Here is a 12,839-nt window from a genome sequence, read left to right on the forward strand (position 1 = left end):
ATTATTTTATAGGGCCGGAAAACTTCTCTTTTAAACTTAAGAACTACGTCTTAACAACTTTCTTAACGCTTACGTTACCATTTTCAGAGGTAATTGAAATTAAATACACCCCTGGAGGATATGAAGATAAATCTAGCTCAAGGATATTATTGTGGTTCTTCTTATAGAAATCACTTACTAATAACACACTATTTGGACTTATAAGACTTAGTGTTAGTTCTTGTCCTAAAAAAGTAGATACATCTACATAAACTTTATTTGTAGTCGGATTTGGATATACACTTATAGGTACGTCCAATGGTTCTACATCAACAACATTACTTAAATTAATCCTAAGTGGGGTAAGCACTCTATTATCAATTTTTTGAACAGATAAATTTGCAAATTGAGCTAATCCTTCTCCTGAACTTACTCCGTAATTTGAGAATAACCAAATATCTAAAGTAGCCGTATTTGGACGTATAATTATACTTTGGGAATAATTGCTCCATTCAGTACTAAAATTATGCCCTAACTGCCATGCATTTGGTTTATCATTTTCTGCAACTTCTATTCTAGCACCACCTTCTATAGTTTTACCGTCTATACTAAATAACAGCTCGTCACCAACTTCTAAATTGTTTTCTAAAATATCAATGGTCATAGAATACCTAGCCCAAGGTTGATTTTGATCTTCATTTACAATTTGAAATACGCAGCCAATTTCAGAAACTAAACTATCTACTCCTTCCACTTTGTCAAGGCCTGCCTGTAGGCGTTCATTGGTAAGGATAATTTCATCGTTACTATTAACTAATGAATCTTCACAGCTTTCAATTGGCTCTTCTACTTCTCCAACTTTTTCAACAATTAAATTTCCAAATAAAGATGTACCGCCTTCATATTCTGCATAATTAGAAAACAACCAAATATCTAAAGTTGTAATATTATCCGGTACTATTATTTGTTTTGTACTTGTGGACCAATCGCTTGTAAAGGTGTTGCCCATTAGCCATGTATTTGGCTTATTGTCTTGAACAACTTCTATTCTAGCATTCCCATCTATAGCTTTAGCATCTATACTGATACTTAAAACATCACCAGGCTTTATGTTATTATTTTCAATATTTATAGAAATTGAATGCCTAGCCCAAGGCTGATTTTGATCATTATTTGTAATCTCTAAAACGCATCCATATTTCTCCTCACCACTTTCTAAACCTTTTAAATTGTCCAAACCAGATTCCAATCTATAGTTTTCAAGAATAATATCCTCACTTATATTACTAATTGTATTTGCGCATTCAGAAATAGGTGCATCGTCTTTCTTTAATTTCTCTACTATTAAATTATCATACAATACGGTTCCTCGTTCATTGAAACTGTAATTTGAAAACAACCAAATATCAAGAGTAACTATATCTTGAGGAACTACAATATTTTGAGAATATGTAGTCCATTCATCGGTAAAAGTATGTCCTAGTAACCACGTATTGGGTTTGTTATTTTGAACCACTTCTATTCTTGCATTACCATCAATATTTTTACCATCAAGGCTTATGTTCAATGTATCTCCTGGAGTTATCCCTAATTCCTCCAAATTCATACTAATCATATACTTTTCCCATGGTCTATTATCTGTCAGGGACGATATTAATAACGAACAGGTAGAGTTATTTACATCTAAATTATTACTTTCAACTAATAAATTGTCCCCGTAATTAATACCATTTGATAGGTCTAATAGGGTATTTTCATTTAACAACGCATTAGGGCATTCCTCATTTATAATTGCAATTACTTCTAAAGAAAATATAGATGAACAACCAGAATTTTCAGTAATAACATAATCACCTTCATCTTTTTTAGCTATTTCTTCTATATAAAAAATGCCATTATTTACTTCCCCGTTTGGAGTAGTAACCGTGTAAGTATTATTAGAATTCGGCATTCCTATTGAAAAAGAAACTCCTTCATCGACAACTGTTTTTGTTTCATCTGCAACCCATTCACCATCAGCTATTTTAAATTCTGGATTAATTGAAGCACTATCACAACCTTTTAAGACTATATTTTTTAAACAACCAGACTTAGTTTCAAATACATAAGTTCCTGCATCATTAGATGAGTAATTAGACACTGTTAATTCTCCTTGAACCAAAATACCATCAGGTTTTGTAATGGTATATTCTTCATCTGTACCCACTAATCTCAACTCAACTAAATCACCTTCAACGACAATTAATTCATTATTAATTAAAGGAATCCAGGCTACTTCATTTTTCCTATACTCGGTAATTAACAAATCTAAATTACATTCCACTTTTGGAACAACTTTTATGTCTAAAGTTGCAGAACAACCTTCCTCTGTTTCAAAAATGTATATCCCTGCCGAGGTTTCCGAAATATTCGGCAATTCTAAATCAACTTCTACTTCCGACCCATTCGGAAGGATTATCTTAAATTTTTTGTTGTTAGGTAATATGCTCAAAACTAAATCTGAACCATCATTAACTTCAATAGTATTTTCGCCACTTGACCAAACACCATCAATTTGATATTCTTGGATAACACTATCATCGGTACAAACAAAACTTTTTGACCAAGAGCCCATGAAATTAGAATTAACATCACCAACTTTAGTAAAATTACCACCTACATACAAAATATTGTCAGCTTCTGAAAACAGGATAGAATTAACCAAACCATTGGTTCCAATTTGTAATTCTTCACCTAATGGCTGCCATCCGTTTAAATCTGAAAACTGAGCAATATTGTTGACGATAATGGTTTTTGATTGTTCATTACTGGCAAAAACAAAACTACCCGCCGCATAAATTTCGTTATCATATATAGCAATAGATTTAACACTACCACTAAGCCCATTACCTAATTTTTCCCATTTATTTGAAGTTATATCCCATCTTGCAATACGGTTTACTGTTTCATTCGAAGCCAAATTGAAGTTCCCTCCAGCATAAACATAATTATCTTTTAAAGCGATTGATTCAACAAAACCACTTGTACCTTCTCCTAATGTTCCCCAGTTATTTCCATTCCAAGTAGCAATTCTTGCTGCGCTTTTTTCGCCAGCTGTATCAAAATTACCTCCTATATAAACTATTCCATTTTCTGAAAGTACTATTTCTCTAACTTCATTATTTAAACCTGCCACTAGTGAAGTCGACTCTTTAATAGCTGCCCAAGCATTATCCCAAATAGCAATATTATTTACCACAAGATTACCCGCTTTTACAAATGCTCCTCCTGCATAGATTTTAGAATCGGAGTCAATAGCAATTTTAGCTACAGGCCCATCAGTGCCTACTCCCAGCGCACTCCATGAAATACCATCCCACAACGCTATATTATTTGCATTTATACCATTTACGGTACTGAACGACCCTCCTATTACTACCTCGTTATTTGGACTTATAGCAATAGACTTGACTTCTCCATTTGGCCCGCCAATTGTTGTTTTCCAACCTGTTTGTTTATTATAAATTGCCAAATTACTCGCAGAAACAGCGCCAACTTTAGTAAATAAGCCCCCAATATAAATATCCTCACCATTTTCTACAATGCAGTTAATAACACCATCTGTGCTTTCTGTAAATGCATTCCAATATCCAATACCATTTATTTTTTCTGGCTCAGTAATCACAGGTTCGTCACCTCCATTTATTTTATAAATCTTTGCATTGGTACCATAACCACTAAAATACATTTCACCAGTTTCGTCCAATCCAAAACTTGATACATAATCTCCGTTTGTTCTAAATAATAGATTATTGGTGGATGTATTCAACTCTTCATTATAATCAAGCGCCCATACCCTTCCTGTAACATAATCAGCATATATATATTTACCTTTAATCAACGTATTAGTACTTTCACCATCGTATACATAACCTCCCGTTATAGAACGATCGCCTTTAGTATGGTCATATTCAAATATTGGTTTTATATCTGGTCTTGTGGATAAAAGGGTAGCGCTATTATAGCTATTATTACCTTCAAAACGATTCCAGCCATAATTACCTCCTATAATAATATGATTTATCTCCTCTGCTTGATCTTGGCCAACGTCTGCTCCCCAAAGTGTTTCATTTTCAAATGAAAATTTCCACGTATTTCGAATTCCCCAAGCATATAGTTCATCTAAACCAGCGATACCAACTCTTGGATTATCATTAGGGATTTCGTAATTACCATTTGGTAAATCTGGATTATTCTCTATTGGGTTATTATTATCTAAATCAATATCAATTCGTAGAATACTGCCAAAAATATTATCTAAATTCTGTGCATTGCCATTTGGGTCGCCGCCGCCGCCGCCATCACCTACTGATATGTATAAGTAACCATCTGGTCCAAACGCAATTTTACCACCATTGTGGTTTGAAGTATTTTGATTTTTGTCAAAACTAAAAATTTCTAATCGGCTATTAGCATCTGCCCTATTTTCATTAATTGGGTCAACAGTATACTTTGCTAATACAACTTCAACATCTACATTAGCCACCGTACTCTGCTTTGTATGATAAACGTAAAAGGTTTTATTAGCCTTAAAATTAGGGTGAAAAGCTAAACCTAACAGTCCTATCTCTTGCCCGGAAGAAAAACTAACCATATCTTTTATATCAAGAAAAACTTCTGCATTATTACTATTTTCAGTAGTATTAAAAACTTTTATTACCCCTTGTTGTTCAACAACAAACATTCTGTTAGAATCGTCTGAAGCATTTTGTATTTCTACTGGAAATTCAAATGTTAAATTAGGAAATGCATCTTGGTATGTTATCGCTTCCTGAGCGAAACTGCTAAATTTAAATACTAATATAAATAAAAGAGAAAGTAATTTTTTGTTCATAAATTATAGGTTAAAATTTGGTGGTAATAGTTTAAAATATGCGGTAAAGCACACTATAATTACGTTGTAATTTCAATTTTAGATCATATTATTACTAATTTGACTAATATATTCGATAAACTACAACTTTCTCATTTAACTATTCCAACAAAAATTAGAGTCATTTTCTTGTTATTTATTATAACAACGTTTCAAAATGAAAAAAAACATAAAAAAATTGTTTTTAATTATCTCATTCGATAAAAAAAATAACTTTCACTGTAACAAACCGTAAATTCAATCATCTTTCAATAAACCAATCACTTTTTGAGCCAACAAAAGGAACATATTGATGAGCTAGTGCAATTGTGCATGGCCGGTAAACAAAGTGCACAGCTAGAAGTGTATAACAGGTATTACAAGGCTATGTTCAATACAGCACTCAGAATCGTAAAGGATACTGCCTTAGCAGAAGATATTATGCAAGAATCGTTTTTAAGCGCATTTACTAAACTGCATACTTTTAAAGGGGAAGTAACTTTTGGATCTTGGTTAAAACGCATTGTTATTAACAACAGCATACATCAATATAGAAAGCAACAAAAAAAGAATGAAGTTGCTTTAGATGAAGTATTGTACAAGGTCGAAGATAATGACGGAATTGCATCTGATCATGTGTTTACAGAACTAAAGGCTCAAAAAGTGATGGAAACCATGAAAGATTTAAAAGACAATTACAGAATTTCTTTGACCTTACATCTAATTGAAGGATATGATTACGATGAAATTAGTGAGATCATGAACATTAGCTATGCCAATTGTAGAACTACTGTTTCACGCGCAAAGGAAAGTCTAAGAAAAAAATTAATACTAGCAATCTGATGAAAAAAGATACTATAGAAAACCTATTTAATAGATTACATGATAAAATAGATTTTGAAGAACCGAACGAAGGTCATCAAATGCGCTTTTTGGATAAACTAAACGCAGCCAATGGTGTTGCGACCCTTGCACCAAAAAAGAACTATTCTTGGTTGCGAATGGCTTTTGTAGCTGCTGCAATAACACTTTTGTTAACTGTTGGCGTATTTCAATTGAATACCGCTTACACCATTGATAAGCAAGTTGCAAAAATTTCTCCTGAAGCCTCTAAGACACAATTTCACTTTGCGAATCTGATCGAGGAACAAATAAAGGAGCTTAACGCTGAAAAATCACCAGAGACAGAAAAAATTATTAATGATACCATGTTACAATTGAAAAAATTACAATTGGATTATGACAAAATGGAACAAGACCTATTAAATGGTGGAAATAGTAAATTAATATTAAGCGCCATGATTACCAATTTCCAAACGAGGATAGACCTTTTAAATGAAGTTATGATTCAGATAGAAAATATTAAAACAATAAAAAATATAAATGATGCGAACTATACTATTTAAATATACCTGGCTATTGGTTATAGCGTTTTCCACTGGTGTTACGGCCCATGACAAAAATATGGACGGAAAACATACGAAAGAAAAAACCATTAAAAAAGAGTTTAACGTTAATACAAATGCCTTATTAAAAGTCAGTAACTCTTACGGAAATCTTAACATTACTTCTTGGAATGAAAATCGTTTAGTTATAGAAGTACACATTAAAACCAATGGAAATAATGAAGAGAAGGTTCAAAAAAAATTAGATGAAATTTCTGTTGATTTTGAAGCCAGTGCTGACCGTGTTTTTGCCGAAACAATTTTCAATAAAGACAATAAGGGCTGGGGATGGAGCTGGGGAAACAACAATAATGTAAATATGCAAATTAATTACACAATTAAAGTTCCAGTTAAAAACAACGTGGACTTAAATAATGATTATGGCAATATAATTCTAGATAGAGTTGATGGGCATGCTAAAATAAATTGTGATTATGGTAGCCTAGATATAGGAGAATTAAGAGGCCGTAACAATCGATTAAATTTTGATTATACCTCCAAGTCAAACATTGGCTATATTAATAGTGGGGAAATTAGGGCAGATTATTCTGGATTTACTATCGAAAAAGCTGGAAATCTTGCCATAAATGCCGACTATACCAATGCTAGTATAGGTATAATGGAAAATTTAGAATATACCAGCGACTATGGTAACATGGATGTGAAAGAACTAAATAACATTAACGGAAATGGCGATTATATTACGGTAAAACTAGGAATTGTTCATGGTGATGTTTCAATTAGTGCTGATTATGGTTCTCTACGAATTGAAGAATTAGCGGCCGATGCAGGAAATGTAAATATAAGAACCGATTATACTGGGATAAAAATTGGATATAACAGCGATTACCACTTTGATTTTGATATATCTACTAGTTATGCGGGAGTTAGCGGAAAGGATGACTTTACCATTAACATCAGTACAGAAAAATCTTCTGACAAACATTATGAAGGATTTTACGGATCTAAAGGAAGTGGCAATAAAATAACGCTGTCAAGTGATTATGGCGGAATAAGTTTTACCAAAAAATAAGTATCAATCAATTAAAAATGACAATCATGAAAAGATTAAGTGTATTACTATGTACGGGATTAATCTCCCTATCTTGTTCAGCCCAATGGGGAAAGACCATTAAAGGTGATGGCAATAATGTAACTATTGAAAGAAGTACAGCAGATTACGACGGTGTAGCCGTATCAGGCTGGTTTGATGTGGAATTAGTCTCAGGCAACGAAGGTGAAATAACTTTAAAAGGTGAAGCAAACCTATTAGAATATATTATCACTGAAGTCAAGGATGGAAAATTAGTCATAAAAACGGAAAAAGGCGTAAACCTAAAACCAAGTAGCTGGAAATCTGGCATTCATATTACGGTACCTATTGAGACTATTAGCCATGTTGCCATGTCAGGTTCTGGTGATATCGTTGGAAAAACGAAAATTAAAACCGACAAATTCAGCACGGCCATGTCGGGTTCTGGAGATATCTCTTTAGATATTGATACAAGTTCTTTATCGGCAACTATGTCGGGTTCTGGTGATATTTCGCTAAGTGGCAGAACTATTGATTTTGATGCAACCATTTCAGGAAGTGGTGATATTGAAGCCTACGACCTTGATGCCGACCATGTAGAAGCTACAATATCTGGTTCTGCAGACATACAAGTTACCGCAAATAAATCTATTAAAGCGCGCGTTTCTGGTTCAGGTGATATTTCTTACAGAGGAAATCCTGAAAAAGTAGACACAAAAACTTCTGGTTCAGGAGATATTTCCAGAGGTTAAGATATAAATCAAAATAGCGAACAATCAATTTAAGAAAGCCTCTATTATAGAGGCTTTTTTGCTTCTTTAACCCTAACGAGTAAAAACATGCCAATTAAAAAAAATAATCCTAAAAATATTATTGAACTGCGCATACTCCCAGTAAACTGTGCTACAAAGCCATATAAAAATGTTCCTATTACAATTCCAATTTTTTCGGCTACATCATAAAAGCTAAAGAAAGAAGTAGTGTCCTTAGTTTCTGGCAAAAACTTTGAATAAGTAGATCTTGACAAGGCTTGTATCCCTCCCATTACCAAACCTACGCAACCAGCAGCAATATAAAAATCTATTGGAGTAATTACGAAATATGCATAAACACAAATGCATACCCAAAGTGCATTCACAACAATTAATGTTTTAATATTTCCATATTTGTTAGATGCCCTCGCCGTTATGGTAGCTCCAAAAATGGCAACCAACTGTATTACCAAAATACTGATAATAAGTCCGGTTGTACGTTCGGAATCTGTTCCCCATGCTATTTCCTCTTCTCCAAAATAGGTGGCAATTAACATTACTGTCTGAACGGCCATACTATATACAAAAAAGGCTCCCAAGTACCTTTTAAGCTTTATTAAATTACTTAATTGTAACCATACCTGTTTAAGCTCTTTAAAACCGTTTAACACTATATTTGTACGTTTTCCAACTTTTTTGAACCCTTTTGGGAGATAATAAAAACTGTACTGAGCAAAAACTATCCACCAAATCCCTACGGTTACAAAAGAGTATTTCATTGCTTTAATTTCAGCTGCCCCAGCCTCATCCGTCGTAATTCCGAAAAAGTCTGGTTTCATAACCATAGCCAAGTTGAAAATCAGCAGAACTACACTACCTATGTAACCTAAAGAAAATCCTTTAGCACTAATAGCGTCTTGTTGTTTTGGAAAGGCTACATCGGGCAAATAGGAGTTATTAATAGCAAAACTTACCCAAAACCCAACTAGACCAAAGAAATAACATATAAGTCCAAAATAAATATTCTCAAGGGAAAACCAGTTTAACCCTATGCATGAAAGTCCGCCTAAATAGCAAAAGAATTTCATGAACATTTTTTTATTTCCTAAATAATCGGCTATACCAGATATTAAAGGCGTTATTATCGCAATAAAAACAAATGCTAAAGAAGTGGTATAGCTAATTAGTGGTGCTCTAGATATTTCACTACCAAATACAGTTACTTTTTCAATACCGGCAACCCTAAAAAGGGCGCCATAAAATATAGGAAATACTGCTGATGAGATTACCAGACTATATACTGAATTTGCCCAGTCATAAAAGGCCCATGCATTTAATAATTTTCTACTTCCTTTTAAGACCAGTGTTTTTCCCATATAAAAATTAAAAGCCGTTCATTTCTGAACGGCTTCAATATACAACAATCCTTAACTTTTTATTGAAATTTTGTTACTCCAAATTTTGCAGCTTCAGCTGCAGCATCTGGCGCCCAAGCTGTTAGGTTATTTATTCTAGTATCGTTTGATGGGTGCGTACTCATAAATTCTGGCGGTGCTTCGCCTCCGCTATTTGCTTTCATACGTTTCCACAATTCAGAAGCTTCATATGGATCATAACCGGCTATTGCCATTATCTGTAAACCAATACGGTCCGCCTCAGTCTCGTGGCCTCTACTAAATGGGAGCATTACACCTACTTGAGACCCAATGCCGTATGCTTGGTTAAATAAGTTACGTTTCTGCTCATCTTGTATAGCAATATTACCAGCCACGGCTCCCACTTGTTGTAGTGTACCAGCACTCATACGTTGTGCCCCATGGTCTGCCAATGCATGTGCCACCTCATGGCCCATAACTACCGCAACACCAGTCTCTGTTTGTGTAATTGGAAGAATACCCGTGTAAAAAACAATTTTACCTCCTGGCATGCACCATGCATTTACAGTTTCATCATTTACCAACTTATATTCCCACTTATAATCTTTTAAGTATCCTGGGTAACCATTTGCAGTTAACCATCGTTCTGCAGCTGATGAAATTCGCTGACCAACTCTTGTGATCATTTGAGATTCTGCCGTACCTGTAACTACCTTATTTTCTGTTAAAAATTGATCATACTGGGCAAATGCCGAAGGAAATACTTGACTGTTAGGGTAAAAATTCAACGTTTTCTGACCTGTAAACGGATTAACCTTACAGGCTGAAACCCCTATAAATAGGACAAATATCAATACTATTTTTTTCATTTTATAAAATTTAGTTAGTGTCAATAAAATACAAAGTTATTCTTTTCCGGTTATATGTAATAGCGAAAAATCTTTGTCTATTTGCAAAATATTATCCTGAATTTCACTTAAATTTCTTAATGATACTTCCTCATTATCTAACATTACGGTATCAATTGCAAAAGGTAATCCATGAAAATTAAGTCTAATTGTATCATACTGCGTTTCAAAACTACCATCTTTAAAAAGTTGAATTGTTAACGATTTTTCTTTACCGGTTAGTTTATAATTACTTAAAGCGTATCTTCCTTTCTTATAATCATACCCATTATTGGCATCTTCATATATCTCAGAGGACTCTGTCCCTTTTTTATAATAAACTTCTAACAAAAGTTCATCAATATCTTTTTCTTCAACATATTGTTGTACAGGATATTTAGGAATAATAGCCCCTGCTTTTACAAAAATTGGCAACATATCTAATTCAGCAGCTACCCATTTTTCCTTACCTCCTTCTACGGGTTCACTAGTCCAAAAATCATACCAATTTCCTTTAGGAATATACATTCTACGACCTTGTGCATTAGGCTCTTGAATTGGACATACTAATATTTTTTCGCCAAAAATAAATTCGTCTGTTCTAAAGTGAGTTTGTGTATCTTCTTGATCATAATAAACCAAAGCTTGTATCATTGGCATATTTTCTTTGGTATATTTATAAAACATGGTATATAAATAGGGTAATAACTGATAACGTAATTCTATAAACTTCCTTACAATGTCTGTAATTTCTGTCCCAAAAGACCAAGGCTCTTGATCTCCGTGATCACCGCTTGAGTGTACTCTACAAAATGGGTGAAAAATACCCAACTGCACCCATCTAGCAAATAGCTCTCCATCTGGTTGCTCTGCAAATCCACCTATATCAGAACCCACAAAAGAATATCCGCTTAAACACATTCGTTGCACTTGCACATTTGCAAGCCATAAATGCTCCCATGTCGCTACATTATCCCCTGTCCAAGTTGATGAATATCGTTGTGTACCTGCAAAAGCTGCTCTCGTAATTACAAATGGGCGTTTGGGATATACATATTTTTTTACACCATCAAAAGTTGCCCTAACCATTTGCATACCATAAATATTATGGGCTTTTCTATGGGTACATGGGTGGCCGTCATAATTATGTCTTGTATCTAAAGGTGCCGTTTTTGTTGGCACCTCCATTACAGCAGGTTCGTTCATGTCATTCCAAACGGCATGTACACCCAACTCCGTCATAAACTCCTTATATAATTCCGCCCACCACTCGCGTACAGCAGGGTTTGTAAAGTCTGGAAAATTACACTCGCCTGGCCAAACCTTTCCTTGCATTAAAGGGCCATCACCTCTTTTGCAGAAATAATCATTCTCTAACGCCTCATTATACACCCAATAATCACGATCCACTTTTATGCCTGGATCTATCATTATTACGGTTTTGAACCCGTCTTCCTCAAGTTCCGATATCATTCTCTTTGGGTCTGGAAAATGATTTTTATCCCATGTAAAACATCTAAAGCCATCCATATAGTCTATATCAAGATATATGGCGTCACATGGTATTCTTAAATCACGAAACTGCTTGGTAATTTCTTTTACATTATTCTCGGGATAATAACTCCATTTAGATTGATGAAAGCCCAAAGCCCACATAGGAGGCATTTCTGGAGTTCCTGTTAAACTTGAATATGAACTAACAACACCTGCCATATCTGGTCCAAAAATGAAATAATAATTCATTTCACCCCCATCTGCCCAAAAACTTGTTACATTTCTTCGCTCATGCGAAAAATCGAAACTTGTCTTAAAACTATTATCAAAAAAAACCCCGTATGCATTTCCTTTACTTAAGCCTATATAAAATGGAATTGCCTTATATAATGGATCTTGATCCTTTCCATAAGCGAATTGATCTGTTACCCAATTCTCTACCCTTTTTCCCTTTAAATTACTATGCATGGCTTTATCTCCCATACCGTAAAAACATTCGCCTGCTTGCGCAATCTTACTCATTTTAACGGTATTACCGCCGTATTCATAATTTTCCTCCCAGTGAAAGCCAAGCTCATCTTCGCATATTATATTTCCCGATAAATCTGAAATTTGGGTTCTAAGGGTTTTCTTATCTACCAATACACTTACCCTTGCTGTTGAAATAATATATTCCGTATCGTTCTCTTCAACTTCTAACTTGCTATACCCTATTGTACTTTTGGGATCAATAGCATATGAAAAATCTGGCTCAAAATTATAGTTTGTTGCGTATCTAAATCTAATTACACTTCCTCTAAGAATTGTAATCTGCAGAACAACACCGTTATTAGTGGTAAAATATAACTTATCGGTATCTTGGGTAAACTGTACTATCTGATTTGGATATAAATTACCTTTATACTCAAGCTCTGTATTTGTAATCATGAAAATATTTATTAATAAATAACATTACAACGGGAGTTATTTAAAGCTATTTTGA

General features: G+C 34.1%; 8 protein-coding genes. 4 read left to right on the forward strand and 4 right to left on the reverse strand.

Annotation, left to right across the window (positions count from 1 at the left end; all coding sequences use genetic code 11):
* Positions 1 to 43 precede the first annotated feature (43 nt).
* Positions 44 to 4,852, reverse strand: a complete 4,809-nt coding sequence (locus BTR34_RS02705; RefSeq protein ID WP_068484180.1) for a PQQ-dependent sugar dehydrogenase — start codon at positions 4,850 to 4,852, stop codon at positions 44 to 46.
* 306 nt (positions 4,853 to 5,158) lie between these two features.
* Between BTR34_RS02705 and BTR34_RS02710 the strand changes: the two genes are divergently transcribed.
* From BTR34_RS02710 to BTR34_RS02725, 4 genes are read left to right on the forward strand one after another with little or no spacing between them, the layout of a single operon-like run.
* The gene (locus tag BTR34_RS02710) at positions 5,159 to 5,713 is read left to right on the forward strand and encodes an RNA polymerase sigma factor (RefSeq protein WP_068484178.1); all 555 of its coding nucleotides are present in this window, start codon (positions 5,159 to 5,161) and stop codon (positions 5,711 to 5,713) included.
* Positions 5,713 to 6,276, forward strand: a complete 564-nt coding sequence (locus tag BTR34_RS02715) for a hypothetical protein (protein ID WP_068484176.1) — start codon at positions 5,713 to 5,715, stop codon at positions 6,274 to 6,276. The genes BTR34_RS02710 and BTR34_RS02715 overlap by 1 nt, the downstream gene beginning before the upstream one ends.
* Entirely contained in the window at positions 6,257 to 7,348 is a 1,092-nt protein-coding gene (locus BTR34_RS02720) for a DUF4097 family beta strand repeat-containing protein (RefSeq protein ID WP_068484248.1), read from the forward strand. The genes BTR34_RS02715 and BTR34_RS02720 overlap by 20 nt, the downstream gene beginning before the upstream one ends.
* Before the next feature lie 26 nt (positions 7,349 to 7,374).
* A complete protein-coding gene (locus tag BTR34_RS02725) occupies positions 7,375 to 8,100 on the forward strand; it encodes a head GIN domain-containing protein (protein WP_068484246.1) in 726 nt (241 codons plus the stop codon).
* A gap of 44 nt (positions 8,101 to 8,144) precedes the next feature.
* Here BTR34_RS02725 and BTR34_RS02730 read toward each other — a convergent pair whose 3' ends face one another.
* Genes BTR34_RS02730 through BTR34_RS02740 form a run of 3 tightly spaced genes read right to left on the reverse strand, consistent with a single transcriptional unit; the run spans position 8,145 to position 12,784 of the window.
* Positions 8,145 to 9,476: an MFS transporter gene (locus BTR34_RS02730; RefSeq protein ID WP_068484174.1), complete on the reverse strand. Its 1,332-nt coding sequence runs from the start codon at positions 9,474 to 9,476 to the stop codon at positions 8,145 to 8,147.
* A gap of 59 nt (positions 9,477 to 9,535) precedes the next feature.
* Positions 9,536 to 10,345, reverse strand: a complete 810-nt coding sequence (locus tag BTR34_RS02735) for a M48 family metallopeptidase (RefSeq protein ID WP_068484173.1) — start codon at positions 10,343 to 10,345, stop codon at positions 9,536 to 9,538.
* A gap of 36 nt (positions 10,346 to 10,381) precedes the next feature.
* On the reverse strand, positions 10,382 to 12,784 hold the full coding sequence (locus tag BTR34_RS02740; protein WP_068484171.1) for a glycoside hydrolase family 31 protein: 2,403 nt from the start codon (positions 12,782 to 12,784) through the stop codon (positions 10,382 to 10,384).
* Between the last annotated feature and the right edge of the window lie 55 nt (positions 12,785 to 12,839).

Origin of the sequence: Maribacter hydrothermalis (assembly GCF_001913155.1) — a bacterium.
GTDB lineage: Bacteria > Bacteroidota > Bacteroidia > Flavobacteriales > Flavobacteriaceae > Maribacter > Maribacter hydrothermalis.

What these genes read in the sequence shown, in the direction of transcription:
- BTR34_RS02705 (WP_068484180.1), bottom strand. Translation starts at nt 4,852, where the DNA reads ATGAACAAAAAATTACTTTCTCTTTTATTTATATTAGTATTTAAATTT.
- BTR34_RS02715 (WP_068484176.1), top strand. Translation starts at nt 5,713, where the DNA reads ATGAAAAAAGATACTATAGAAAACCTATTTAATAGATTACATGATAAA.
- BTR34_RS02720 (WP_068484248.1), top strand. Translation starts at nt 6,257, where the DNA reads ATGCGAACTATACTATTTAAATATACCTGGCTATTGGTTATAGCGTTT.
- BTR34_RS02725 (WP_068484246.1), top strand. Translation starts at nt 7,375, where the DNA reads ATGAAAAGATTAAGTGTATTACTATGTACGGGATTAATCTCCCTATCT.
- BTR34_RS02730 (WP_068484174.1), bottom strand. Translation starts at nt 9,476, where the DNA reads ATGGGAAAAACACTGGTCTTAAAAGGAAGTAGAAAATTATTAAATGCA.
- BTR34_RS02735 (WP_068484173.1), bottom strand. Translation starts at nt 10,345, where the DNA reads ATGAAAAAAATAGTATTGATATTTGTCCTATTTATAGGGGTTTCAGCC.
- BTR34_RS02740 (WP_068484171.1), bottom strand. Translation starts at nt 12,784, where the DNA reads ATGATTACAAATACAGAGCTTGAGTATAAAGGTAATTTATATCCAAAT.